This window comes from Bacillus sp. PAMC26543 (assembly GCF_014250375.1).
Lineage (GTDB): Bacteria > Bacillota > Bacilli > Bacillales > Bacillaceae > Bacillus > Bacillus halotolerans.
In genome coordinates this window covers 1945728-1969819 of sequence record NZ_CP060193.1, presented here as the reverse complement: position 1 = coordinate 1969819, position 24092 = coordinate 1945728, and the positions used below count along the sequence as shown (strand labels likewise).

The window sequence follows — 24092 nt, the reverse complement described above, 5'->3', positions numbered from 1 at the left end:
AGCGCAGTCTCAGTGACTGCGCTTTTTTAGGCCCGTAATTGCTTCTCACTTGCCGGTATATAAGCCTTGGAAAATGACACTTCTATATCTGCTGGCTTTAAGCGTTTAACAAGCGATCCCTTCAGCAGTTCATCGGTTCCTTTCGTTTCCACCATTACAACCGGAAGGCTGCAGCGGGCTGCAAGTTCCAATGGATTGATACAGCCATCTAAAGAAAGAATCATGCTTTGGCCTTTTTCTAATTGGGTCAAAATATCTTCATATACCATGTCTGAACTGCTCTCTCGAATGACATTCATCCGTTCAAGCCATTGCCCGATAATCGGTAAACGAAACACTTTGGGATTTGTGATAAATCCGGCTGGTTCTTCAATATACCCGGCAATCAAAGCAAGTTCAGGCAATCCTAAACGAGAATGCACATACAAAACAGGACCGCTCGGTATCGGCTCTGGCTGATGAATGGTGATGACAGATCCTGAAATGCCGATACAGCCTTCCAAAAACGCCTTTGGCTGCTCGTAAACGAGCGTCATCTGTTTTTTGTATGACAGACGCGGATCCAGCATTCTTTGATTAAACAATTGTTTTATATTTTTTAACAGCATATACACAATGTAAATCACTAGACAGCTGTAGCGAATCAATTAAAATCCTCCCGCTTCAGATGATACATTCTTTTTTTCATACACTAAAAATTCATAGTCATACGGATTTTTTTCATCCTTAGTCCCTTGCTCAGAAGAAACAAGTTTCCATTTGCTCTCATCAAATTCAGGAAAGTAGCGGTCTCCATCAAACTGGTGATGAATTTTTGTCATATACAGCCTGTCCGCATAAGGGAACAGCGCCGTGTAAAGCTGTGCGCCTCCGATCACGAAGCATTCCTCAGTATCTGAGGTAATCTGGAGCACATCCTCTATTGAACTGACGACGGTACAACCGGGAAATTCTGAATCGTGTGCAGATGTCACAACAATATTTTTCCGATTCGGAAGCGGACGTCCAATTGATTCATATGTTTTTCGCCCCATGATGATTGAATGTCCTGAGGTTATTTTTTTAAAGTATGCAAGGTCATTCGGCAAATGCCACGGCAAATCATTGTCCTTCCCGATAAGCCGGTTGGCATCCATCGCGAAAATGAATGAAATCATACGCTGACCGCTCCTTTAATATGCGGATGCGGATTGTAATCTTCAATGATAAAGTCATCAAACGTAAAGCCGAAAATCGAATCAACCTCTCTGGCAAAACGTAGCTTCGGCAGCGGGCGGACATCTCTGGTCAGCTGCAAGTTAACCTGTTCAATGTGATTTTGATAAATATGAACATCGCCGAATGTATGAATAAACTCGCCCGGCTCAAGCCCTGTTACATGCGCGATCATCATCGTAAGCAGCGCATAAGAAGCTATATTAAACGGCACACCGAGGAAAACATCGGCTGAGCGCTGATAAAGCTGGCAGGACAGCTTGCCGTCAGATACATAAAATTGGAACAGGCAGTGGCACGGAGGCAAGGCCATTTTATCAATTTCACCAACATTCCATGCACTGACGATTAAACGTCTTGAGTTCGGATTTGTTTTAATATCTTCAACAAGACGTGAAATTTGATCAATGGTTTCTCCGTCAGCTCCCCGCCACGAACGCCATTGCGAACCATATACAGGTCCGAGCTCGCCGTTTTCATCGGCCCACTCATTCCAAATACGCACTCCGTTTTCCTGCAGATAGCGTACATTGGTATCACCCTTTAAAAACCAAAGCAGCTCGTGCGCAATTGATTTAAAGTGAAGTTTTTTTGTGGTCAGCATCGGGAAGCCTTCCTGTAAATTAAATCTCATTTGATAGCCGAAGGTGCTGATTGTTCCGGTTCCTGTACGGTCGCCCTTTTTTTCACCATGATCTAAAACATGTCGGCATAATTCTTTATACTGTTTCATTTTATTCATCCTTTAAAAGTAGTCTTATAGTAGTGTAACACAATAAAAAATCATTTCTGAACCCAGAAATGATTTTTTTTATAAGTCAGCTGACAACAGGCTTTTCGTCCTGTTCTTTTTCTTCATCTTGCAGATCCTGATGCGTATGGGCAATTCTGCTCGCTGCTGCGGCTGCAAGTGCTGCCACAATATCATCCAAAAACGTATGGATGCCGTCAGGGCTTTCATCGAGCTCCTTAATAATTCCGATCTTCTCTTTATCCAAATAACCAAAGTTGGTCAAGCCGATCGAACCGTACACATTAACGATTGAAAGAGGGATAATTTCATCTATGCCGTACAGCGGTTCATCTGTTTCAACAAGATGCTGCAGCGGTTCAGGAAGCAGTTTCTGCTCTGCAAGCTGATCAAGCGCCAGCCCGGTTAAAACAGCATGGATAATTTCACGCTTGTTCAGTACTTTTTCTACATTCTCCATACATACACTAAGCGGAAGATTTGGATTGTATTTTTCCTGAAGTTTTTGAACAATACGCGCAATATCTTCTATCATAACGCCCCGTTTGTTCAGCATATCTTTTGTTATATCGACCATTTCATTCATTGTGTACTTTTTCATATCTAATGGCATCTCCTTTAGGCACTCATCCAGTTGGGAGGTGTGTTGCGGTCCCAATAAATGCTCCCAAGCTCATGGTGTGATTGAAATCCATCTTCTGCTGTATGATAATGAAAATTAAACCAGTAGCCGTCATGAGGAGGGTGATCTCTGCGCACATGGAACCTGAGGAGGTCTTCTCCGGTTGTCCGATTGTAAACATGAAAGATTTTCTCCGTTTTCCCCGCTGAAGGCTTGCTTGAAATCACAACATCTTGATACGCTTCGTCATCTTGTAATGTCGCTAAAAAGTCACATATGACGTTTTCGATTTTCGGCAGAATCTCTTTCCGATAGTCATCTTCAATGACCGGAGCAATTTTGCTGCCAAATTTCAAAAAAGACTGATTTTCAGCGCTGTCAAGGAGCTGTTCCTTGTACGATTGAAAAAGTAATTCGGGGTCTCGCCTGTCTTCCGATTCATAATCATCGTACAAATCATGCTCATCATAAAAAGCGGTGTAATCATTCTGCTCAAGACTGCTCGGCTGTCCTGAAGGCTTGTCTGCCATGAGAGCAGCCGGAGGAGATACGAGCCCGAACGTTACGATGGTAAATAAAACCACAAGGGTCTTTCTCATCCACAATTTCATGACTGCTTATTCCTCTCTATTTTATTGTCATGTTTCTCTTATTTTATCATAGGTCGAACTTACAAGTCATGTACTATATGAAGCTCTAAGTCAATTTAGGAGATTTGTTGCTTTGCCGCGTGTATAAAAACGCTTACAATATAATATGAAAGGAGGCCTTCCGCATGATTGACGCCTTGTTTGCAACGGTTTCACTTTTAACATTATTATACTTTGTCGTCATGGAAGTCACCGATTAGAAACAAGCCCGTGAGGTTCTTCACGGGCTTGTTTCGCTTGCGATTTGAATAACACCGTAGTGAAAAAGCGCTGTTTTTCTTTTCAATACGTTAAAACCAAATTGGTCAAAGCGCGGGCTTTTCCAATGGTCTTTGAGTACAACGCTTTTTCTGGCTGCCCGCACCGCTTCTTTGATGCAGCCGTCAGCCAATGCAGAATCCTCAGCCAGCTCTCGTAATGGCGCGATGCCATCAGACGACTCTACAGGCTCATGAAACATCGGATCAAAATAAATGACATCTACTGATTTGTCAGGCAGCTGCTTTAGATGGTCAAAGCAATCCGCATGATTCACTTGTATTCTTCTCATGGCAGCTTGAAGCTGTTCTATACCGGTTTCCCACGAATGGAGCCCCGTATTCACCAGAACGGACACAAGCTTGTTTTTTTCCAGCCCGATCACCGACCCTGTTTCGCCAACGGCCATACTTGCGATAATTGCGTCGGAAGCCAGACCGAGCGTGCAATCCAAAAAAGAATCTCCGGCCGTTAAGCCGGCTGCCCGAAGCATTGGCTCTTGCTCGCCGCGCATAAACCGTTTAGCTCTGAACATCGCTGTATTCGGATGAAAAAAGAATTTACCGCCTTGTTTTGTATAAAGTTCGAACCGCTCTTTTCCAATCACGAGCAAATCACGCTTAGCTGACTTCAGCATATTTTCAACCGTTTGTTTATTTCGGTCGCAATATCGTATACCCAGCTCTTCCGAAAGCATTTTTGCGATCTTTATCGTGTGGTCAGACGGTCTATAGCTTGTTGTAATCATGATCTATACTCCAAAAGAAAATGCCCGGAAAACGGGCATTTAGCAGTGTGCATCAAAGGCGTCAGTTAAGTTTTTCATGATTTCTTCCATTTCGTGCCCTTCAATCTCATGACGCGGAATAAAATGCACGACTTCTTTGCCTTTCAAAAGAGCCATTGACGGCGAAGAAGGCTCCTGGCCTGTAAAATACTCCCGCATTTTTGCAGTGGCTTCTTTATCTTGGCCCGCAAATACTGTCACCGTATTGTCAGGTGTTTTGTCGTTCTGCAGGACTGCCTGAGTTGCCGCAGGACGCGCAAGACCAGCTGCACAACCGCAAACAGAGTTAACGACTACGAGAGTTGTGCCCTCTGCCTTTTCCATAAAATTCTCCACTTCTTCTGCCGTTGTTAATTCTTCAAAACCGGCCCCAGTCAGCTCGCGGCGCATCGGAACGACAAGCTGGCGCATATATTCTTCATAAGCCATTGACATAAAAAAAGCCCCCTCTATTATCCTTCATCTGAAGTAAAGGATACTATAGAGAGCGCCGGATTTCAAATGTTCACGTCTTAAATCAAAAGAATGTGATCCTTGTGTCTAGATTTTCATGATACCGCCCGTATTGGCACTTGTCACAAGTTTAGAATAACGGGCTAAATAGCCGGTTTTCACTTTTGGCTCAAAGCCTTTCCAATTTGCTTTCCGTTTTTCCCATTCTTCTTCAGGCACTTGAACGTCCAGGATGCGTTTTTCAATATCAACGATGATATGATCACCGTTTTCAACAAAGGCAAGCGGTCCGCCTTCTGCTGCCTCTGGTGATACGTGTCCGATTGAAAGGCCTCGGGATGCTCCGGAAAAACGTCCGTCCGTAATCAGCGCTACTTTCGGACCAAGCCCCATTCCGACAATCTGTGATGTAGGTGCAAGCATTTCAGGCATACCCGGCCCGCCCTTTGGCCCTTCGTAACGAATGATGACGACATCGCCTTCTTTTACTTTCCGGTTGATAATGCCGTCTAGCGCCTCATCCTGAGAGTCGAATACGACAGCCGGCCCTTCGTGTCTCGTAATTCCGTTCTGTACGCCGCCGGTTTTGATGATAGCGCCGTCCGGAGCCAGATTTCCGAATAATACGGCAAGGCCGCCCTTTTCAGTGAATGGCTGATCTAACGGATGAATCACGTTATAATCCTTCACTTCATGTCCGGCAATGGTTTCTCCAAGCGTCTCACCTGTAACTGTCAGCGCGTCCAAATGAAGTGCTCCTTCTTTTTTGGAAAGCTCATTCAATGCTGCAGACACACCGCCCGCTTCATGAAGATCTTCAATAAATACATCAGATGCAGGCGCCAGCTTAGCCAAATGCGGCACGCGCTCTGCGACTTCATTGATGCGTTCTAAAGAGTATTCAACGCCAGCTTCATTTGCAAGGGCAAGCGTATGAAGTACAGTATTTGTTGAACCGCCGAGCGCCATATCAAGCGCAAACGCGTTATCAATCGCTTTTACTGTAACGATATCTCTCGGTTTGATGTCTTTGCGAATGGTTTCCATTAATTGCGCAGCTGATTTTCTGACAAACTCTTTTCGTTCCGGTGATGTCGCGAGAATGGTTCCATTACCAGGCAAAGCCAATCCAAGCGCCTCTGACAGACAGTTCATTGAGTTTGCTGTAAACATTCCTGAGCAAGATCCGCATGTCGGGCAGCCGAACTGTTCTAATTCTTGAAGTTCGCTTTCGCCGATTTTTCCAGCTTGATAAGCACCGACTCCCTCAAATACTGAAGAAAGAGAGATTTTGCGGCCGTCGCTTGTTCTTCCTGCCGCCATCGGTCCTCCGCTGACAAAAATGGTCGGAATGTTGATGCGCATAGCCGCCATAAGCATTCCCGGCGTGATTTTATCACAGTTCGGAATACAGACCATTCCGTCAAACCAGTGCGCTGATACGACAGTTTCCACTGAGTCCGCGATGATCTCACGGCTCGGGAGCGAATATCTCATTCCGATATGCCCCATCGCAATTCCGTCATCTACACCGATTGTATTAAATTCAAACGGTACGCCTCCGGCTTCTCTGATTGCTTCTTTTACGATTTTTCCAAACTCCTGCAAGTGAACATGACCGGGAACGATATCAATATATGAGTTACAAACCGCAATAAACGGTTTACCAAAATCCTCTTCTTTTACACCTGCTGCGCGGAGCAAACTGCGGTGCGGTGCTCTATCGATTCCTTGTGTGATCATGTTACTGCGTAATTCTGCCATGGTGATCCTCCTAAATAGTCTCAATTGTTAGATTGAATTTTATTTTAACAATTTTCAGTTTATTTGTGGGCCGTTTTAGCTAAATCGCATGAATTCAGGCCGCCCTTTCCTCTGTTGTTTGATTCATGTTTTTATATTTATATAGCTTTCTGTCGATGTGAACCCTCCAACTATTAATATTGTTACTTACTATATATAGTTTTTGATTATTTTTCAACAATATTCGAAATAATTTTTATAAAAAGTGAATTCAAGCAAAAAAGGTGCATGATCTGCACCTTCATCTTCTTTTTTATTCGCCTTTTTTTCTGCTCTCTGTCATTTGCTTCCAGACTGAACCTTTTGCCTCTTCCCCATGTTCGATTCGTTCCAGCGCCATTTTCACTTGAAGGCTGACTTCGAATTCCGGATCATCTTCAGCAGCCCGCAAAGCTTCTATTGCACTTTCATCACCGACTTCGTAAAGGAACATAGCGGCGCGCCAGCGGACCAGCTTGCTTGAGTCGCTTAACGATTTTATCATCGCAGGGATGGCTTGAGGATCGCCGATATCAGACAGGCAGTCTCCAGCCGTCCTTCTCACCGATACAGACTTATCCTCAAGCGCCTTATACAATAGAGGAAGAACATCAGGTGATTCAATCATTCCCAAATACACAACAGCCTGTCTTCTAATGGACACCTTCGGATCATCCAATGCTTTTTGCAAAACCGGGATGTCCTCTTCTTTCGGATCCATCTGCTCCAAGTGTGCGTACCGCTGCTTCCAATCCTCATCATCCAGCATGTCAAGCGTTACTTTATAGGCATTGCGCTGTGCTGTTTGTTTCGTTTCGCCTTTACCTTGGGCCGCTGCTTCCGTTAGCCGTTTCAGCCTTTCATCACTGTAAGCGGCCTGAAGCTCTTCTGTCACGTCATGGCCGATTTCAGTAAAATCGCCGAATCTGACGCCTTGTTCTTTCCAAGCTCGTTCAAACACAACATTTGACGCTTCAGATCTGAGTTTTAAGATCGCCTGCTGAAAACGGTCAGGAAGCCCGAACCGCTCTTCACGCTCACCATCTGTTAATTTGACTTGCATAGGAATTCCGCTGAACATCTGTACAAAAACTTTCACTTCTCCAAATGACTCCTGATCCGAGCGGTTTTCTGCACTCTCAGCGCTCTCCATTCCAAATGCCGTCCGGACTTGCGGTAAAATGTCTTTCCAGTCATATCTGGCGTTCCGTTCAACCGCAAGAAAGTCGGCAACGTGATATACCCCTTTAACTCCTTCAATATTTAGGATTTCCACGACAACAGGCGGGGCGCCTTCTGCCTGATCCGGTTTATAATTATTGCTTTTGCCCGCCGGAAGCTCTTCCGTTAAGATGACCTTCATTGTATTCGGGCTTGGCGTCGGTTCAATTGATTTTATCTTCATGATTGTCCTCCTATAGCCTATCTGTGACTTATTCTAACATAGTCGCCCCGCGCCTTCTATTACGATGTTTCAATATCAATTCCGGGAATTTCTTTTTCTAATTGACTGACAAAATGAAGCATAAATTTATGCCTCTCGTCAGCCATTTCTCTTGCGGTATCTGTATTCATCATATCTTTTAGGAGCAGCAGCTTGCTGAAAAAGTGGGTATAGGCACTCTTATCATTTCCATAAAGGCTATGTCCCTTTGCTCCCGCAAACATAAACGTCCGTGCTATACCAACTGCGCCGATCGCATCCAGCCTGTCAGCATCCTGTACGATTTTCCCCTCAAGTGAAAGCGGTTCTTTTCCGAGCTTTTCCCTGTCCCGAAAGGACATTCTAGTAATAATGTGAATAATTCTTTCAGCCTCATCTTTTCCGGCTCCTAAAGAAACCAGCCGTTCGTCCACCTCACTGACTGAAAGCCTGATTGCGTCAGGCAGCTTCACATCAATCAAATCATGAACCAAGGCTGCCGCTTCAACGACGAACAAATCCGCATTTTCCTTTTTTCCAATAGATAAAGCAAGCTCTGCAACTCTTGACACATGAAGCCAATCATGACCCGTGCTTTCCCCGCTCAGAACAGATTTGACCCATGTCCTGATTTGCTCTGTCTGCATCAGTTTTCGATCCCGCACCAAAACACCCTCTTTATTGTCCTAATAACTTCGCAATAACGTCTTCCAGTTCTTTCGGATTTGTGTTTGGTGAATAGCGTCCGGCTATTTCTCCGTTTCTGTCCACTACAAATTTAGTGAAATTCCATTTGATTGCCTTTGTTCCAAGCATGCCTTTCGCATTGTCTGTCAAATACGCAAAAAGCGGGTGGGCATTTTTTCCGTTCACCTCGACTTTTGAAAACATGGGAAACGTCACACCGTAATTTGTTTCGCAAAATTCCTGTATGCCTTCCTCGTCGTCAGGCTCCTGATTCATAAATTGATTGCAGGGAAACCCTAAAATCTCCAGGCCCTCCGGTTGGTATGTATCATACAACTCCTGAAGCTGCTTAAATTGAGGAGTAAAACCGCATTTACTGGCTGTGTTAACAATCAACAACACCTTTCCGGCAAATGGCTGAAGTGTCATGTCTTTGCCTGTAATGGTGCGGACCCTCATATTGTATATAGACATTGAAATTCCCTCCTAATGAACCTGAGTGCTGTGATTATTTTACCTTTTTTCCTGTTTCAAAACAAAACGGAAGCTCTAGGTTTATCAATTGTACAGACATCGTGTTCAACGGATGTTCTTCCCTCATCGGATCATTTGTTTATGAACAGAAACATCTCTTGAGAAGGAGCTATTTCTATTTATTGCATGACACCTGGAAAACTCATTACAGTGAAACCAAAAGTCATATGTTTGCGTTTATTATATAGTATTTTCTGCTGTTCCCCTTCAAACCCTTATAGATAGATTGAAAATTGGCGGGAAAATTCCTATAATGAAGAAAATTAACGGGGAAATGATGGAGGTGGCACGTTGCCTATTAATATACCTACACACCTGCCGGCAAAACAGGTGCTTGAGAGTGAACATATCTTTGTAATGGATGAAAGCAGAGCATTTCATCAGGATATCCGGCCGCAGAAAATTATTATTTTAAATTTAATGCCGAAAAAAATCCAAACGGAAACTCAGCTGCTCAGACTGCTTGGGAATTCGCCTTTGCAGGTTCATTTTACATTTTTAATCCCAAGCACTCATACACCGAAAAATACAGCAAGGGAACACCTTGATGAGTTTTATACGACATTCTCCAATATCCGTCATAAGAAATTTGACGGCATGATCATCACCGGTGCGCCGATCGAGCATTTGGCGTTTGAAGATGTTTCTTATTGGGAAGAGCTCAAAGAGATTATGGAATGGAGCAAAACGAATGTCACGTCAACCTTGCATATTTGCTGGGGTGCTCAGGCAGGTTTGTATTATCATTACGGCGTGGAAAAAACTGAAATGCCGAAAAAAATCTTTGGTGTGTTTGAACATACTGTTCTTTCCAAGCACGAAAGATTGGTAAGAGGTTTTGACGAGCTATACTACGTGCCGCATTCCCGGCATACAGATATAAATATGGAACAACTGCAAGCAGTGCCCGAGTTAAACATTCTTACTGCATCAAAGGAAGCTGGGGTTTGCTTAATTGTGTCAAAAGACGAAAAACAAGTCTTTTTAACAGGACACCCTGAATATGATACAAATACGTTGCTTCAAGAGTATGAAAGAGATCTGGAACGAAACCTTTCGACTGTCGAGGCGCCGAAACATTATTTCGCAGAAGACAGCAAAGAACCTGTCAATCGCTGGAAAGCACATGCGACATTATTGTTTATGAACTGGCTTAATTATTATGTTTACCAAGAAACTCCTTATGAATGGGACTAATTTTTCTTTTTAAAGTGATACGCTGAGCAAAAAATATGATAAAATACATCTGATTCAGTATGCGTATAACAAAAATTTAAAATACTGGAATCCGAATCTTTTAAAATTAGTTTAATTTTTTCACTGCATTAATAATTCGATTATGTATTTGTGTTATGTTTATGTATAGACAATAACTCCTTACGATGCATGAAGCTTGCTTGTTGTTGATTACATTGAGGTGAATTTACTTGAATACCAATAAAAGAGTATTAATTTTGACTGCAAATTACGGAAATGGACATGTACAGGTAGCCAAAACGCTTTATGAACAATGTGTACGTCTCGGCTTTCAGCATGTAACAGTTTCTAATTTGTATCAAGAGTCAAATCCGATTGTTTCAGAGGTAACTCAGTACCTTTATTTAAAAAGCTTCTCAATCGGAAAACAGTTTTATCGTTTGTTTTATTACGGAGTTGACAAAATCTATAATAAACGTAAATTTAATATTTACTTTAAAATGGGAAATAAACGATTGGGCGAACTTGTCGATGAACATCAGCCCGACATCATTATTAATACATTTCCGATGATCGTCGTACCCGAATACAGACGGAGAACAGGAAGAGTTATTCCTACCTTCAACGTCATGACTGATTTTTGTCTTCATAAAATTTGGGTTCACGAAAATGTGGATAAATATTATGTGGCGACAGATTATGTGAAGGAAAAACTGATTGAGATCGGGACCCATCCCAGCAACGTAAAAATTACGGGAATTCCGATCAGGCCTCAATTTGAAGAATCGCTGCCGGTTGAGCCGATTTATAAAAAGTACGATCTTTCGCCTGATAAAAAAGTGCTGCTCATCATGGCTGGCGCACACGGTGTATTAAAGAACGTAAAAGAGCTGTGCGAAAACCTTGTTATGGATGATCAGGTGCAAGTGGTGGTCGTATGCGGAAAAAATACGGCTTTAAAAGAATCCTTGAGCATACTTGAAGCAGAAAACAGCGATAACTTAAAGGTTCTCGGCTATGTAGAGCGAATTGACGAGCTCTTCCGGGTCACAGATTGCATGATTACAAAACCAGGCGGCATTACGTTGACAGAAGCCACGGCTATCGGCGTGCCTGTCATTCTGTACAAACCAGTGCCCGGACAAGAAAAAGAAAATGCAAATTTCTTTGAGGACCACGGAGCTGCCATTGTCGTGAACCGGCATGAAGAGATTCTCGAGTCTGTCACCTCCCTTCTTTCAGATGAAGATACCTTACAGCGAATGAAGAAAAACATTAAGAGTCTTCATTTGGCACACTCCTCTGAAGTGATTTTGGAGGATATTTTGAAGGAATCAGAAATGATGACGACCAAACAAAAAGCCAAGGCGCTTTCTTAACTGATGTTCTTGCAGGAGCACACGAAAAATCGTGTGCTCTTTTTATTCGCATTCATCTTTTCGTAAAAGCGGTTACATTTTTTTGAGAAACTTGCCCTTTTTTTGAAAAATAAGCAGTTTCGCAACTTGACGCGTGCTGCCAGATGGTGTATAGTTGAACCATCATTTAACAACGAAACGAAGTTAAATGGTACAAAATTTTTTTTAGCACATAGGTGCTACAGTACTAGGAGGAATTAAGCAATATGCAAAACGGTAAAGTAAAATGGTTCAACAACGAAAAAGGATTCGGCTTCATTGAAGTTGAAGGCGGAGACGATGTATTTGTTCACTTCACAGCTATCGAAGGAGAAGGATACAAATCATTAGAAGAAGGACAAGAAGTTTCTTTTGAAATTGTCGAAGGTAATCGTGGACCTCAAGCTTCTAATGTTGTAAAACTCTAAACTCAATATAAGTTGACAAATAGAGGAGAGGCAAATGCCTCTCCTATTTGATTTTCATCTGAATTTCGATCGCTAAAATGTTTTGTTTGCACCTCTGCTCAATCTCTTCAATATGCTTTTCCATTGACGGCTTTCCTTTTTTCGCAATATCCGCAAGTTCTTCTAAATCATTGTATATTTCTATAAATGTTTTGTGAAGGATCGATTTTAAGTCTTTATCATCCATAGCTGTGCTCCCCTTCTCTACCAAGATACCTCAAATAGTAAAACAGACCTACTCATTCAGGTTCAATAGTTATATCGGCTTATTTTTTATTTTATTTTCTATTTTGGCACATAAATTTTAAAAAACTCTGCAAAATAGTTGCGGAGGTGTTTTTTTGTGAACTCAGAATTTCATGAAGAGGATCAGACTGGATTTACCGATAAACGGCAGCTGGAGCTAGCGGTGGAAACAGCGCAGAAAACGACCGGCGCCGCCACAAGAGGCCGAAGCTCAACATTACTCAATTCCGCATACCAAGCCATCGAGGACGCCAGGGAGCTTTCAATGTCTCAAGAACTGGCAGCTCTTGATGATCCTGAATTTGTACAGCAGCAACAGCAGCTGTTAGATGCCTGCCAGCATCAGCTGGATGAATTTAAAAAATAAAACCGCAGAAGCTGCGGTTTTATTTTTTAGTGCTTGGTTAAGACATCTCCATATGATTTAAGCTTTTCCCCCACGGTACATTTATTGATACAAAATGAATGTGCGTATGTTTTGCCAAATTCCTTGCGAAACTGCTTCTTAATAAAACAGTCTTTGCAATATTCATCTTGCAGTTCTGTCAGTTCCTTATATATAGCTTTCTTATCCAATATTGTCATCTCCGTTACAGTCTAATTTCATGTGGCTTTCTACGAATTGATGAGATAGGATTTTTTTTGCGAGGCCATCAGCTTCCTGATTTTCTTTTCGCTGTATCGTTTCGAATGTCGGACTCAGCTTTAGTGACTCAAGAAGCGCTTCTATTTTATCCAGCCATTCATTATGGGAGGGATCATAGCAAGGCCAGCTGCCGTCAAGCTGGTTCAGCACAACAAGAGAGTCCCCTCTGATCGTGATTGAATTTCTGCTAGCTCCGAGCTCTCTTACTTCTCTTATCGCTTCATAAAGAGCGGCATATTCAGCTTCGTTATTGGTTTTCAGACGGAAGCTTTTATTTTTTCTTAAGCGGTGGCGCGCCCCTCCCAATGAATAATAAATGACGATTCCGAGCCCGGCCAGCTGGCTTTCCTTATCGAAACTGCCGTCAAAATAAACGGTAATATCATCAGGTTCATGCGCAAGCTCCTCAGTCAGCTTTTCTAATTCCTTCAGCGTCCAGACGCCGCCCTTCTCATCTTCGAATTCAAGTTCCTTCATATAAGGAAAACGGCCGAGTTCCCTCGCGAGCATACGTGCTTCCTGAACAGTCAGCCAGTTTTCGCCCAAAAACGAGACAGGCCCTGTCCCTTTTGCTTCTATTTTCATGTGCGGTCTGAGATTCAATATAATCACCTTACCATTCATTAGTTGCCGGGCTTGTGCTATAATCAAACCATTCTTAACCCGGAAAGGAAGCTTCTTCATTTTGTTTAATAACTCTTTTTGGATCTTTTTTGCGATCATTCATTTTATCATTGTTCTTTTATTTTATAAAGGATTTGGCAAAATGGGTTTATTTGTGTGGATCGGCTTTGCAACAGTCTGTGCCAACCTTCAAGTCGTCAAAACGGTTGAACTGTTTGGCTTAACAGCAACGCTCGGGAATGTGATGTACGGCACAATCTTTTTTGCTACAGATGTGCTGAATGAAAAATATGGGCCAGCTGAAGCGAGAAAAGCTGTATGGCTCGGGTTTTCGACTCTCCTGACACTGACTTTTGTTATGCAGGGCGTTCTGCTTTTCGAACCCGCTTCGAGCGATATTTCACAAACAGCGCTAGAAACGATTTTCGGTTTTCTCCCGAGAGTTGCTTTGGGAAGTCTGCTTGCCTTTATCTTCAGCCAAACACTGGATGTTTATGTATATTCGGCAATTAGAAGGATATTTCCTTCCGATCGGCTTCTATGGCTGAGAAACGGCGGCAGTACAGCAGTCAGCCAGCTGTTTGATACATTCATTTTTACCGGAGTCGCTTTTTTCGGCACATATCCGGCGGATGTTTGGCTTCATATTTTTATTTCTACATATTTGATTAAGTTTGCGGTATCTCTGATTTCTCTGCCATATGCTTATGCGGCGAAAAAAATGATTCCGAGTGACGAAAGGAGTACATGATGCCTACAGAAATATATGTTGACGGAGCGAGCGCCGGTAATCCAGGGCCTTCCGGCATCGGAATTTTTATCAAACATGAAGGAAAAGCAGAATCTTTCTCGATTCCAATTGGAATGCATACCAACCAGGAAGCGGAATTTCTGGCGTTAATTGAAGGCATGAAACTGTGTGCAGCGCGCGGGTATCAATCGGTCTCCTTTCGAACTGATTCGGATATCGTGGAACGCGCAGCCGATCTTGAAATCGTGAAAAATAAAGCGTTTCAGTCATTTGTCGAAGAAATCATCCGATTAAAAATGGCCTTCCCTCTTTTTTTCATCAAATGGATTCCGGGAAAGCAAAACCAAAAAGCCGACCAGCTGGCAAAAGAAGCGATTCGGATGAATGATAAGAATTAAATCAAGCTGAATGGTTCATCCTATTGATGAGGTGAACAAACATGAAAAAGAAAGATAAGGGCCGGCTGACCGGCGGTGTTTCCCCGCAAGGCGATTTAGAAGGAAATACACATAATGACCCTAAAACAGAGCTTGAGGAAAGAGCTAAAAAAAGCAATACAAAACGCTAGAGAAGATCTTAAACGATCTCTCTAGCGTTCAGTTTTTCAAGCATACGCTCTATTCCTTTGATCTGATGGCGGCGAAGCATGACAGCCGCCTGCTCCATATTCAATGTAAAAACGGCTTCTGTCAGCGTACAGGCTAACGGCACAGAGCAGTTAATCTCAGCAAGCTTCCTCGAAATTTCCAAGTCGCTTAAACCTTGCTGAATTTTCCCCTGCTGTCCCTTTGGAAGAAGAGACAGATTCTCCAGCAAGCGGTCAATTGTTTCGTATTCACGAATCAGTTTATACGCGGTTTTTTCTCCAATGCCTTTTACTCCGGGATAATTATCACTGGAATCGCCCATCAGCGCTTTGATGTCAATTAAAGCCTTGGGCAGGACACCTGTTTCTTCGTAAAATACATCTTTTGTATACATTTTATAATTGCCGATTCCTTTTTGAAGCAGCGCAACGCTTACTTCGTCCGTTAACAGCTGAAGTAAATCCCTGTCGCCTGTTACGATCGTAATATCCGTTTCTTCAGAAAACAAAGCTGCAAGTGTTCCAATACAATCATCCGCTTCGTACCCGGCAAGGCCAATATTCATGATGCCAAGTTCAGCGGCCGCTTCCTTTGCCAGATCAAATTGCGGGATCAGCTCAACCGGCGGCTGGCTTCGGTTCGCCTTATAATCCTGAAACAGATCATTCCGGTACGTTTTGCTGCCCATGTCCCAGCAGCATACAACATGTGTAGGCTGAAATGTTTCCACGGCTGTGATTAAATGTTTCAAAAAACCGTTAACGCCGTTTGTCGGAACCCCGCTGTCATTTATCATAAAGTTGCGATGCACGGCTGTGGCGAAAAATGCCCTGAATAATAGAGCCATGCCGTCAACAAGCAATAATTTATTTTTCATATGATAACTCCTTTTTCTATCAGTCGATCTATTTTACCATAAGTGCCGCGAAAATAAAAAACAGCATCTCTGTATAGAGATACTGTTTGCGGTTAAATTAATCGTTGTGTCTTTTATTGCTGGCAATCAGCTTTTCAGCTTCGCGTCCTGCGTAAGAGTCGAAATGGGTTTGAAACCCGTTTTTCTTTTTGGCATTGTTATTGGCCTGTGCATTTCTGTTACCCAGCTTTGTTCTGCCCAACATAAATCCCCCCTTACGTCTTATACATATAGTATGCGCGTAACGGAGGATTTGCACTCGAGGCAGGATCATCCAGCTTATGTGCGGCTGACGTATTCTTTGACCATTTCTTTTGATACCAGACGTCTAGTCGGTACGATGCCTTTTTTGGCCAGCTGATTCATCTTTTCTGTAATTTCATTAATGGCATCTGTTGAAAATGGCTCATCGTTTTTGCATTTAGCAACAGCTTCTTCAATCGCCATTTCACGAAGGTGTTCAAGCTGCATAAATGTTTTAATATGCTCGTGCTGTTTTGCAGAATGTGCAGAAATTGCTTTATGTACCTCTGACATCAATCGTTCATCTCGCTTTTTCTATTTAGTCTATCATGACTTGAAATGCAAGCCAACTGAATTTTTACATTTTGATTGTATCGCCTGTTCTCTGCCAAGAAATACATGCTTGATATGCATCTTCTATCTCTTTCACATGTTCCCCTTCTGCGTATCCTTCTGCATACGTATCTCTTTGGCCCTCTATTTGCGCCAATGCTTTTTCCGCCATTCCATACTGCTGGTGTCTGACATATTCAGCATAATGAGATATAAGGCTTTCTTCTTCACTTCTAATCCAGGCCTCCGTTATTTTCATAAGCTTCGTCCGCACTGCTTCAATGAAGCCTGCTTTTCCTTTCTGTTCAAAAAACTGCTTCGGAGATTTGATTTGTTTTTGCTCCTGTTCAAAGGCACGTTCATCGATTTCAGGTTCAACTTCTTTCAGCTGTATGCTGTTAGAAAGCTGATCATCCGCATAAATGGAGAAATATCCGTCTTCTTCTACTGTTTTTTGACAGCTTTCCAGCCACTCTTCAGTGATATGCCGTTCGATGAAACCGCTCATTCGAATGTCGAGCGTTTTGATCTCCTGAATATATTCAAATTGATAATCATGTAATGCGCTTTTCATCGCCGCACTGATATTCTTTTTCCAATCTCCATTTTGAAGACCCGGATGAAATGCAGATTTTAACAAATCATTCGCAAAAAAGGACAAACGCTGTGTAATGTGATAAAGCTGCTCCCTTGTATCCTTTTTTACTTTCTCAATAATGGTTTCTGAATTGCGGCGTTCCTTGATATCAGCAACTGCCCGCTCAAACGATAACAGAAGGCGCTTTTTTTGCGCTTCCTTTTCTTCTTTGGACTGATGCTGAGATTGATGAAGCTGTAAGACCGTCTCACATAGTTTGTCTGCTTCTGAGCTAAGCTGGGCCGCAGCCGCTTTCTTTACATCGACCTCAATAAACTGGTCTAAATGTGCTCTTGCTTTTGAGAACTGATTATGATACGTTTCCGGTTTTCCTAAAAGCTCTTCTTTACTTGACACGTAAAAGAGCTGCGGATCATGAATTCCTTCTTTTAAAAGCTCTGATCTGACATAATCCGTGACCGTTTCGAGCTCTGCTTTATCTTTCGCAAGATCAGCGGCATTAATGACAAAAAACATTTTATCCATGCTAAGCGATTCTTTCACGAGTCCCAGCTTCCGTAAAAATGAGCGGTCTCCTTTCGAGAAAGAATGCTGATAATAAGTCATGTAAAAAAACGCATCGGCATCCTTGATATATTGAAACGCAAGTTCTGTGTGCCGTTTATTCAGACTGCTGGCTCCAGGTGTATCAACGATCGTAATCCCTTTTTCAGTCAGCGGGCTTTTATAATAAACGGTCACTTCCTTTACAGCACAAGCCGTTGTCTCCTCAGCTACATACGGTTTTAATTCGGAGAGCGGAATCGTTAATATCTTTTGGGCCTGAATATATTGCTGATATTTTTCATATGCAAGCAGGAAATGACTGATCATATTGATTTGTTCTTCTTGCAGACGCTCTTTTTTGATTGCCTTTTTCCATTTTTCCACAAATGACCGACCTTGTGGTTCCTCTTGCATTCCTGTGAGCTGCATGATTTCAGCTGTTATGTCACCCTCCGTCTTAAACATGACATCCGCTGTTTTGTGAGATTTGCCGTTTGCCGGTTTCGTTATTTTGTTAATCGTTGCTGTTGTCGGTGTCGGTGATGACGGCAGCACTCTTTCACCAACCAGCGCATTGGCAAATGAGGATTTTCCTGAACTGAATCCGCCAAATAGAGCAAGTGTAAATTTTCGGTCTTCCAGCCTTTTAATCCTTTCACGAAAAGCTGAGGTTTGTTTGGACAGCATACGATATCCACCCAATAGATCAGACAGTGTGTAAAAGCGTTTTATCTGCTCTTGAAGCGGCAGCTCTTTCCCGCTTTTCACTTCTGTTTTTAGCGTCTGCTGCTTTGTATGCTGTGCTTGGCTTTGTTTCTGTTCTGGAGCCTCGACCTTTTTTTTCTTCGTTCTAAACCAGTCCGGATCTATGTTTATTGGGCTTGCAGACTTCTCTTCCCAGATCGCCCACATCCGGTCGGCTTTCTCACGGGCATATTGTTCATGACTGGCCTGTTCTTGAAGATAAGCCAGCTTTTCCGATTCCTGCGCGAGCCGGCCATTGATCGATTCCTGTTCTATAGAAGTACTCTCTTTTACCGTGGAGGTAAGTGTTTTGATGATGTCTGACGCTTCAGCTTTCGCCTCTTTACGGATCAGCTCCGCCAAATCTTTTGTATATTGCAAGACATATTCAGAAGAAAATGCTGCACCTTGCTTGACTGCGCGTTCAATGATATCAATATGAAGCGGCGTGCGATAGGCCTGGATCAGCTTCTCACTTTCAGCTGATTGAATATCGAATCCCTTGGCGTGTTTATGCAAAATATCTATGATATGCCAATCCGCTTCAGCTTCCGTTCTTTTTTTCACATCCGAGAAAAACTCATTTCTCCTTTTTTCTCTTTCCTGTGCAGTCTTTGCTTTAGAAAAGAAAAAACCGGTCTTAAAAGAGGGTTCACGTGATTCTAAGTAAGCTGCTGCCAGCTCACGCATTTCAAAAGGCGTCAAATTAGCGTTTCTTAAAATTCGATTGACTTCCTCCTGCATCATGCTTTCTGCCTCAATCGGTTTATTTGCTGCTTCGGTTGATTGAAGCTGCAGGGAATTCACCAGCCTAGCTTGCTTTTCAAGCTGTTCTCCAGAACTTGGACTGTCCGTATCTTCTATGAGCATCTCTGTGTGCTCTCTCAGTAAATTCTGTACTTTTTGTTCAGTAATGGAATGCAAATTTCTTTTTGAATGCTGTTCAATTCTTTTTAACTCTTTTCGCAGGATACCGATTTGATTGAATGGGTGATTCGGTTCCGTCACCGACGTAAAAAAGAGTGCATCCTTCGGAATTCCTTCTTGACAAAGCATCTCCTCCACTTGCGCTTTGTAATCTTCAAAGCGTGTCTCAGTCTCATCATGTCTGTCAATTTGATTAACGATAAAATAGACATTCGGAATGCTGTCTTTGATTGACCTAAGAAACAGTACATTTTCCTCAGAGTGGACATGGTTATAGTGTACGACGTAAAACAGCGCATCTGCCTGGTGAAGAATAGATGCCGCCGATAAAAAATGAGCCTCATCTGTTGAGTCAATCCCGGGGGTATCAATATACGCAACTCCTGGTTCGATTTCAGTATACCGGTCAAAAATTTCTACGGTTTCAATCTGCTCCCCATCCTTGCAATATTGCTGCACCTTGTCTTTATGATAGGCACCCTCCAGCTCCGCACACGCTCCGTCTGTTGTATGAAGACGAACACGCTTTTCTCCGTTTCTGATCACAACAAGGTTAGCGCTGGTCGGAATTGGACTTGTCGGCAGAATATTCTCCATTAACAGGCAGTTCAGCAATGACGATTTCCCCGCTGAATAATGCCCTGTAAACGCGATATAAATTTCTTCATCTGCGGCTTTCTTAACAACTGAAGCCAGTTTAGCCGCCCTTTTTTCATCCTGGTTCTCAATCAATTGTTCATAAAGTGCCCCAGTTTTGTACAAAAGTTCTTGTCTGCTGCGTTCTGTCATAAGTCTGAACCCCTTTGTGCCGTTTCAATTATGAATCTTTTTTGAAAGATCTGAATAAATCCCACTTCCATTTTACACAAGAATGACCCAAATTTCTTTATGAGAATAGAAAAAAGCTGCCGAAGACGGCAGCTTCTATAAAAGAAAATCTGCAACTTTTTTACAAGTTCCAGATTCTTTAAACAGATTTATTAGAGATTCCTTTCAATACAAAACCAATTAATACACTATATGTACAAACTGCCCCAAGCAAAAACAGCATTGTCATTTGCTTCACCATCCTGATTGAGAATCTTTTTCAAGTTCATTCTAACATGGATGAGAATGATATTCAATCTCTATTTTGCTGTATATTCTCGTAATGCTTGCTCCTCTGCACGTATTCTGACAGACAGCATAACGGCATTTAAAAGTGAAAACAGACACATGGTAAAGTACGCTTGATACAAGAGCGGAATCAGGATGATTTCTAATACGACAACTGTATAGTTTGGGTGCTTCAGCCATTTGTATGGCCCTTTTTTGACAAGTTCAACACCCGGAACAACAAGAATTTTTGTATTCCAGTATGCCCCCAAGGAACAAAGCGCCCAATATCGAATCGCCTGTACTGCTAATATAGCCGCTGCTATGCCTGACCACCAGTTTGAAGGCTGTTTGTGCAGCAATAGTACTTCGGCAATTAAAGACAGAAAAAAAAGAATGTGCATGGTGATGATATACGGATAATGACCCTCTCCGAACTCTATCGCACCTTGTTTTTTCACCTTTTGTTCGTTTCGTCTCGCCACAGCCATTTCCGCTGCTCTTTGAGCAGTGAGCACAGTGATTAGCATCCAAAACATGAGTTATGCCCCCTTTTCCCAGCTGAACAGCAGCAATTCTGATGAAAATCCCGGCCCCAATGCACCGATCAGCCCCCGTTCTGCTTCGTTTTTGCTTCCGTTCTGCAGATGGTGGTCGATTACATACAGAATGGTGGCTGATGACATATTTCCGTGTTTTTTAAGGATAGTTTGCGAAGACGCAAGCTGCTCAGGTGACAGTTCAAGACATTTAATGTATGCATCAATGACTTTTTTTCCGCCTGGATGAGCCAGAAAGACCGTAATATCGCTGAATGAAAGCTGATGTCCATTCAAAAAAGCCTGGACATTTGTCTTCAGCCATTTTTCAACCAAAGTCGGAATATCCCTTGAAAAAACGACTTTGAAACCACGATCGGTAAAGTCCCAGCCCATAACATCTTCAGATTGATTCATCAATACAGATTGCGAATCCGATATATTCGGCAAAAGCTGCAGCTTTGTCAGCCGGCGGTCCGCCTTCTCCCCGCATAATAATGCCGCTGCAATGCCGTCGCCAAAAAGTGATGTGCCGATCAAATTGCTTTTCGTTTTATCTTCAGGCTGAAATGTCAGACTGCACAGCTCAGCAGCAATGACAAGAACAAAAGCCTCCGGATACGCTTTACAGTACTCAGCAGCGCGCGCAAGCCCGCTCGCCCCTCCTGCACAGCCGAGCCCCCAAAGCGGAATTCGCTTCGTATAAGGGGAAAACGGGAGTTCATTCATCAGCCGCGCCTCAATGCTTGGTGTGGAAAGACCCGTGCTGGAGACGAAAAAAACAGCATCCACTTTTTCATAAGGAATGGGTTCTTGAAGATAAGCTGCATTTGCGAGACACGTTTGAACAGCACTGACGCTATGCCTGAGTGTTTCCTCTATATAAATTTGATTTTTTTCTTCGAAGCTGTGCCCTCCTTTATACCATTCAATCGGTCTCACAAATTGTCTCGATTCAATTTGCCCGTTTTTAAAGGAGGTTAACAGCCGTTCTATATCTTTAAAGGATTGCTGAAACATATATCTTGCAAACTCCGCCGCCTTTTCTTGATTCACATCATTCTCAGGAAGACTTGTCCCGATCGACAAAACAAACGCCATTTGATCACCTCTTAGCATACATTGTGCCGCAACTTTCTTTTTTATATGCAAAAAACCCCGCCGAAGCGGAGTTTACACTGCTGTTTTTTGCTGATTGACATCAGCTTTCTGTTCTGTTTTTTCAGTTTTCGAAAACATATTATATATCACATTCAAGACAACAGCCGTAAAGCTGCCGGCAACAATGCCGTTTGTTGTAAGAAGCGTTAAGGCACTTGGAAGCTGTTTAAATATGTCCGGCACAACTGTCACACCGAGCCCAAGCCCCACTGAGCAGGCAACGATCAGCAGATTTTCCTGCTTTGCAAAATCAATTCGGCTGAGCATTTTGATGCCATAAGCAATGACCATCCCAAACATGGCCACCATCGCTCCGCCTAACACGGCAGATGGAATGATTGTCGTAAAAGCAGCAATTTTGGGAAACAGGCCAAAAGCCATTAGAAGCACCCCTGTCGCCACAATCACTGTATTTTTCTTGATTCCTGTCAGCTGGACAAGACCGACGTTTTGAGAAAATGCAGTGTAAGGAAATGCGTTAAATATACCGCCCAGCAAAACAGCAAGTCCTTCTGCACGATATCCTCTGGATAAGTCCTTTTCTGACAGACGGCGGTTGGTCAGATCGCCTAAAGCAAAGTAAACGCCCGTTGACTCCACAAGGCTGACGATGGCAACGATGGACATTGTAATGATAGGGGCAGCATGAAAAGACGGTGTGCCGAAATAAAACGGCTGAATCATTTGCACAAAGGCAGCGTCTGAAACATTATCAAACTGAACTTTCCCCATAAAATACGCAATAAATGTCCCGATCAAAATACCGATCAAAATGGAGATGGACTTGATAAATCCTGTTGTAAAGCGGTATAGAAGCACGATGATGCTTAAAACGATCAAAGCGAGAGCAAGATTAGAAAGATCACCGAAGTCCGGACTGCCTTCCCCGCCGGCTATATTATTCATGGCCACCGGCATAAGCGTAATGCCAATGATGGTAACGACAGAACCTGTAACAACAGGCGGGAAAAACGAGACGAGCTTTCCAAAGAAAAACGAAATGAGAATCACAAGAATACCTGAGGCGATAATACTTCCATAAACAGCGGAAACCCCGTATTCGGAGCCTATCGCAATCATTGGTGACACAGCGGTAAATGTGCAGCCAAGCACAACTGGAAGCCCGATGCCGAAAAACCGATTGCTCCAAACTTGGAGAAGTGTAGCAACACCGCACATAAAAATATCAATCGACACCAAGTAGGTCAGCTGCTCCGCCGTCAGCCCCATCGCCTTCCCCACAATCAGGGGAACGACAATGGCGCCGGCGTACATGGCGAGTACATGCTGGATCCCTAGTGACAGCGTTTTGCCGAATCCGTTTTTCATGAAGGAACCTCCTGTACAAAGGATACTTTTCCTTTTTCTAAAGATTCAATTCTTGCCAAAGATTCCACCCGATAGCCAAGCTTCACAAGTTCTTCTCTTCCCGGCTGAAACGATTTTTCAATGACAATGCCAAGTCCCGCGACAGAAGCTCCAGCTTGCTGTACGATCGATACCAGCCCAAGTGCGGCTTGTCCATTTGCCAAAAAGTCATCAATAATCAAAACGCGGTCCTGATCTGACAGATGGTTTCCTGATACTGCGATTTGGCTTTCTGTTTGCTTCGTAAAGGAATAAACAGACGATGTCAGCAAATTGTCAGTGAGCGTTAAAGACTTATGTTTTCTCGCGAATACGACTGGCACACCCATTTGTAAACCAGCCATTACGGCCGGAGCAATTCCGGATGATTCGATTGTAACAATTTTTGTTACTCCGTCTTTTTCAAATCTGGCGGCAAACTCGTCACCGATTTTCTTCATGAGCAGCGGATCAATTTGATGATTTAAAAAAGCATCCACTTTCAATACCTGATCTGATAAAACGACGCCCTCTTCCTCTATTTTTCGTTTCAGTGCTTCCATCCT

Annotated in this window: 30 protein-coding genes; 7 read left to right on the top strand and 23 right to left on the bottom strand. The window is 43.0% G+C overall.

What is annotated here, in order from left to right:
* Positions 1–26 precede the first annotated feature (26 nt).
* The 11 genes from H7F27_RS10185 to H7F27_RS10135 form a co-directional block, all read right to left on the bottom strand.
* A complete protein-coding gene (locus H7F27_RS10185) occupies positions 27–647 on the bottom strand; it encodes a lysophospholipid acyltransferase family protein (protein WP_103671792.1) in 621 nt (206 codons plus the stop codon).
* Positions 648–1157 carry a dihydrofolate reductase DfrA gene (dfrA, locus tag H7F27_RS10180; RefSeq protein ID WP_106019998.1) on the bottom strand — a complete coding sequence of 170 codons (510 nt, stop codon included), beginning with the start codon at positions 1155–1157 and terminating at the stop codon, positions 648–650. It lies immediately after the preceding gene.
* Positions 1154–1948 carry a thymidylate synthase gene (locus H7F27_RS10175; protein ID WP_010334650.1) on the bottom strand — a complete coding sequence of 265 codons (795 nt, stop codon included), beginning with the start codon at positions 1946–1948 and terminating at the stop codon, positions 1154–1156. The genes dfrA and H7F27_RS10175 overlap by 4 nt, the downstream gene beginning before the upstream one ends.
* A gap of 85 nt (positions 1949–2033) precedes the next feature.
* Positions 2034–2567: a phosphatidylglycerophosphatase A family protein gene (locus H7F27_RS10170; protein WP_003230797.1), complete on the bottom strand. Its 534-nt coding sequence runs from the start codon at positions 2565–2567 to the stop codon at positions 2034–2036.
* A 17-nt stretch (positions 2568–2584) separates the two neighbouring features.
* Positions 2585–3199: a YpjP family protein gene (locus H7F27_RS10165; protein WP_095713138.1), complete on the bottom strand. Its 615-nt coding sequence runs from the start codon at positions 3197–3199 to the stop codon at positions 2585–2587.
* A 259-nt stretch (positions 3200–3458) separates the two neighbouring features.
* Positions 3459–4244, bottom strand: coding sequence for a class I SAM-dependent methyltransferase (locus H7F27_RS10160; RefSeq protein WP_185848896.1), 786 nt, complete (start codon positions 4242–4244; stop codon positions 3459–3461).
* A gap of 39 nt (positions 4245–4283) precedes the next feature.
* Positions 4284–4718: a bacilliredoxin BrxA gene (gene brxA / locus H7F27_RS10155; RefSeq protein ID WP_024121794.1), complete on the bottom strand. Its 435-nt coding sequence runs from the start codon at positions 4716–4718 to the stop codon at positions 4284–4286.
* A gap of 105 nt (positions 4719–4823) precedes the next feature.
* The gene (gene ilvD / locus H7F27_RS10150; RefSeq protein WP_024121795.1) at positions 4824–6500 is read right to left on the bottom strand and encodes a dihydroxy-acid dehydratase; all 1677 of its coding nucleotides are present in this window, start codon (positions 6498–6500) and stop codon (positions 4824–4826) included.
* Between the two features lie 292 nt (positions 6501–6792).
* Positions 6793–7923, bottom strand: coding sequence for a conserved virulence factor C family protein (locus H7F27_RS10145; protein WP_101860398.1), 1131 nt, complete (start codon positions 7921–7923; stop codon positions 6793–6795).
* Positions 7924–7982: 59 nt separating this feature from the next.
* On the bottom strand, positions 7983–8588 hold the full coding sequence (locus tag H7F27_RS10140; protein ID WP_101860574.1) for an HD domain-containing protein: 606 nt from the start codon (positions 8586–8588) through the stop codon (positions 7983–7985).
* A gap of 31 nt (positions 8589–8619) precedes the next feature.
* A complete protein-coding gene (locus H7F27_RS10135) occupies positions 8620–9102 on the bottom strand; it encodes a glutathione peroxidase (protein ID WP_024121798.1) in 483 nt (160 codons plus the stop codon).
* A 351-nt stretch (positions 9103–9453) separates the two neighbouring features.
* Between H7F27_RS10135 and metA the strand changes: the two genes are divergently transcribed.
* The 3 genes from metA (at position 9454) to cspD (ending at position 12184) form a co-directional block, all read left to right on the top strand.
* Positions 9454–10359, top strand: coding sequence for a homoserine O-acetyltransferase MetA (gene metA, locus H7F27_RS10130; RefSeq protein WP_024121799.1), 906 nt, complete (start codon positions 9454–9456; stop codon positions 10357–10359).
* A gap of 230 nt (positions 10360–10589) precedes the next feature.
* On the top strand, positions 10590–11738 hold the full coding sequence (locus H7F27_RS10125) for a diglucosyl diacylglycerol synthase (RefSeq protein ID WP_185848895.1): 1149 nt from the start codon (positions 10590–10592) through the stop codon (positions 11736–11738).
* Between the two features lie 245 nt (positions 11739–11983).
* Positions 11984–12184 carry a cold-shock protein CspD gene (gene cspD, locus H7F27_RS10115; protein ID WP_003153604.1) on the top strand — a complete coding sequence of 67 codons (201 nt, stop codon included), beginning with the start codon at positions 11984–11986 and terminating at the stop codon, positions 12182–12184.
* Positions 12185–12227: 43 nt separating this feature from the next.
* Here cspD and degR read toward each other — a convergent pair whose 3' ends face one another.
* On the bottom strand, positions 12228–12410 hold the full coding sequence (degR, locus tag H7F27_RS10110; protein WP_010334663.1) for a transcriptional regulator DegR: 183 nt from the start codon (positions 12408–12410) through the stop codon (positions 12228–12230).
* A gap of 156 nt (positions 12411–12566) precedes the next feature.
* On the opposite strand from degR, the gene H7F27_RS10105 reads away from it, so the two are divergent.
* Complete coding sequence (locus H7F27_RS10105) at positions 12567–12836, top strand: DUF2564 family protein (protein ID WP_185848894.1); 270 nt, start codon at positions 12567–12569, stop codon at positions 12834–12836.
* A gap of 26 nt (positions 12837–12862) precedes the next feature.
* Here H7F27_RS10105 and H7F27_RS10100 read toward each other — a convergent pair whose 3' ends face one another.
* Positions 12863–13045, bottom strand: a complete 183-nt coding sequence (locus tag H7F27_RS10100; protein WP_024121802.1) for a zinc-finger domain-containing protein — start codon at positions 13043–13045, stop codon at positions 12863–12865.
* Entirely contained in the window at positions 13038–13718 is a 681-nt protein-coding gene (locus H7F27_RS10095) for a ribonuclease H family protein (protein WP_024121803.1), read from the bottom strand. Before H7F27_RS10095 ends, H7F27_RS10100 begins: the two co-directional genes overlap by 8 nt.
* 82 nt (positions 13719–13800) lie before the next feature.
* On the opposite strand from H7F27_RS10095, the gene H7F27_RS10090 reads away from it, so the two are divergent.
* The 3 genes from H7F27_RS10090 to sspL are packed head-to-tail and all read left to right on the top strand — an operon-like array spanning position 13801 to position 15058.
* On the top strand, positions 13801–14490 hold the full coding sequence (locus tag H7F27_RS10090) for a queuosine precursor transporter (RefSeq protein ID WP_024121804.1): 690 nt from the start codon (positions 13801–13803) through the stop codon (positions 14488–14490).
* A complete protein-coding gene (locus H7F27_RS10085) occupies positions 14490–14888 on the top strand; it encodes a reverse transcriptase-like protein (RefSeq protein ID WP_024121805.1) in 399 nt (132 codons plus the stop codon). Before H7F27_RS10090 ends, H7F27_RS10085 begins: the two co-directional genes overlap by 1 nt.
* A gap of 41 nt (positions 14889–14929) precedes the next feature.
* On the top strand, positions 14930–15058 hold the full coding sequence (gene sspL, locus H7F27_RS10080) for a small, acid-soluble spore protein L (protein WP_010334670.1): 129 nt from the start codon (positions 14930–14932) through the stop codon (positions 15056–15058).
* Between the two features lie 8 nt (positions 15059–15066).
* Here sspL and H7F27_RS10075 read toward each other — a convergent pair whose 3' ends face one another.
* From H7F27_RS10075 to xpt, 9 genes are all read right to left on the bottom strand, one after another.
* Positions 15067–15954: a 5'-3' exonuclease gene (locus H7F27_RS10075; RefSeq protein ID WP_103671787.1), complete on the bottom strand. Its 888-nt coding sequence runs from the start codon at positions 15952–15954 to the stop codon at positions 15067–15069.
* A gap of 97 nt (positions 15955–16051) precedes the next feature.
* Positions 16052–16198, bottom strand: coding sequence for a hypothetical protein (locus H7F27_RS10070; RefSeq protein WP_003230761.1), 147 nt, complete (start codon positions 16196–16198; stop codon positions 16052–16054).
* 74 nt (positions 16199–16272) lie between these two features.
* A complete protein-coding gene (locus H7F27_RS10065) occupies positions 16273–16530 on the bottom strand; it encodes a YpbS family protein (protein WP_044155446.1) in 258 nt (85 codons plus the stop codon).
* Between the two features lie 64 nt (positions 16531–16594).
* A complete protein-coding gene (locus H7F27_RS10060; RefSeq protein ID WP_185848893.1) occupies positions 16595–20173 on the bottom strand; it encodes a dynamin GTPase in 3579 nt (1192 codons plus the stop codon).
* A 178-nt stretch (positions 20174–20351) separates the two neighbouring features.
* A complete protein-coding gene (gene fbpC / locus H7F27_RS10055; RefSeq protein ID WP_100069434.1) occupies positions 20352–20441 on the bottom strand; it encodes a Fur-regulated basic protein FbpC in 90 nt (29 codons plus the stop codon).
* 70 nt (positions 20442–20511) lie between these two features.
* A complete protein-coding gene (locus H7F27_RS10050; RefSeq protein WP_024121809.1) occupies positions 20512–21018 on the bottom strand; it encodes an isoprenylcysteine carboxyl methyltransferase family protein in 507 nt (168 codons plus the stop codon).
* A 3-nt stretch (positions 21019–21021) separates the two neighbouring features.
* Entirely contained in the window at positions 21022–22119 is a 1098-nt protein-coding gene (locus H7F27_RS10045) for a type III polyketide synthase (protein WP_185848892.1), read from the bottom strand.
* Positions 22120–22191: 72 nt separating this feature from the next.
* Complete coding sequence (gene pbuX / locus H7F27_RS10040) at positions 22192–23508, bottom strand: xanthine permease PbuX (protein WP_101860391.1); 1317 nt, start codon at positions 23506–23508, stop codon at positions 22192–22194.
* Positions 23505–24089 carry a xanthine phosphoribosyltransferase gene (xpt, locus tag H7F27_RS10035; RefSeq protein WP_095713157.1) on the bottom strand — a complete coding sequence of 195 codons (585 nt, stop codon included), beginning with the start codon at positions 24087–24089 and terminating at the stop codon, positions 23505–23507. Before xpt ends, pbuX begins: the two co-directional genes overlap by 4 nt.
* Positions 24090–24092: the final 3 nt, after the last annotated feature.

What these genes read in the sequence shown, in the direction of transcription:
- fbpC (WP_100069434.1), bottom strand. Translation starts at nt 20,441, where the DNA reads ATGACAATGCTGTTTTTGCTTGGGGCAGTTTGTACATATAGTGTATTA.
- H7F27_RS10050 (WP_024121809.1), bottom strand. Translation starts at nt 21,018, where the DNA reads ATGTTTTGGATGCTAATCACTGTGCTCACTGCTCAAAGAGCAGCGGAA.
- sspL (WP_010334670.1), top strand. Translation starts at nt 14,930, where the DNA reads ATGAAAAAGAAAGATAAGGGCCGGCTGACCGGCGGTGTTTCCCCGCAA.
- degR (WP_010334663.1), bottom strand. Translation starts at nt 12,410, where the DNA reads ATGGATGATAAAGACTTAAAATCGATCCTTCACAAAACATTTATAGAA.
- H7F27_RS10135 (WP_024121798.1), bottom strand. Translation starts at nt 9,102, where the DNA reads ATGTCTATATACAATATGAGGGTCCGCACCATTACAGGCAAAGACATG.
- H7F27_RS10165 (WP_095713138.1), bottom strand. Translation starts at nt 3,199, where the DNA reads ATGAAATTGTGGATGAGAAAGACCCTTGTGGTTTTATTTACCATCGTA.
- H7F27_RS10060 (WP_185848893.1), bottom strand. Translation starts at nt 20,173, where the DNA reads ATGACAGAACGCAGCAGACAAGAACTTTTGTACAAAACTGGGGCACTT.
- H7F27_RS10160 (WP_185848896.1), bottom strand. Translation starts at nt 4,244, where the DNA reads ATGATTACAACAAGCTATAGACCGTCTGACCACACGATAAAGATCGCA.
- pbuX (WP_101860391.1), bottom strand. Translation starts at nt 23,508, where the DNA reads ATGAAAAACGGATTCGGCAAAACGCTGTCACTAGGGATCCAGCATGTA.
- H7F27_RS10045 (WP_185848892.1), bottom strand. Translation starts at nt 22,119, where the DNA reads ATGGCGTTTGTTTTGTCGATCGGGACAAGTCTTCCTGAGAATGATGTG.
- H7F27_RS10175 (WP_010334650.1), bottom strand. Translation starts at nt 1,948, where the DNA reads ATGAAACAGTATAAAGAATTATGCCGACATGTTTTAGATCATGGTGAA.
- H7F27_RS10085 (WP_024121805.1), top strand. Translation starts at nt 14,490, where the DNA reads ATGCCTACAGAAATATATGTTGACGGAGCGAGCGCCGGTAATCCAGGG.
- H7F27_RS10145 (WP_101860398.1), bottom strand. Translation starts at nt 7,923, where the DNA reads ATGAAGATAAAATCAATTGAACCGACGCCAAGCCCGAATACAATGAAG.
- H7F27_RS10065 (WP_044155446.1), bottom strand. Translation starts at nt 16,530, where the DNA reads ATGTCAGAGGTACATAAAGCAATTTCTGCACATTCTGCAAAACAGCAC.
- H7F27_RS10140 (WP_101860574.1), bottom strand. Translation starts at nt 8,588, where the DNA reads ATGCAGACAGAGCAAATCAGGACATGGGTCAAATCTGTTCTGAGCGGG.
- dfrA (WP_106019998.1), bottom strand. Translation starts at nt 1,157, where the DNA reads ATGATTTCATTCATTTTCGCGATGGATGCCAACCGGCTTATCGGGAAG.
- xpt (WP_095713157.1), bottom strand. Translation starts at nt 24,089, where the DNA reads ATGGAAGCACTGAAACGAAAAATAGAGGAAGAGGGCGTCGTTTTATCA.
- cspD (WP_003153604.1), top strand. Translation starts at nt 11,984, where the DNA reads ATGCAAAACGGTAAAGTAAAATGGTTCAACAACGAAAAAGGATTCGGC.
- ilvD (WP_024121795.1), bottom strand. Translation starts at nt 6,500, where the DNA reads ATGGCAGAATTACGCAGTAACATGATCACACAAGGAATCGATAGAGCA.
- H7F27_RS10075 (WP_103671787.1), bottom strand. Translation starts at nt 15,954, where the DNA reads ATGAAAAATAAATTATTGCTTGTTGACGGCATGGCTCTATTATTCAGG.
- H7F27_RS10070 (WP_003230761.1), bottom strand. Translation starts at nt 16,198, where the DNA reads ATGTTGGGCAGAACAAAGCTGGGTAACAGAAATGCACAGGCCAATAAC.
- H7F27_RS10170 (WP_003230797.1), bottom strand. Translation starts at nt 2,567, where the DNA reads ATGAAAAAGTACACAATGAATGAAATGGTCGATATAACAAAAGATATG.
- brxA (WP_024121794.1), bottom strand. Translation starts at nt 4,718, where the DNA reads ATGTCAATGGCTTATGAAGAATATATGCGCCAGCTTGTCGTTCCGATG.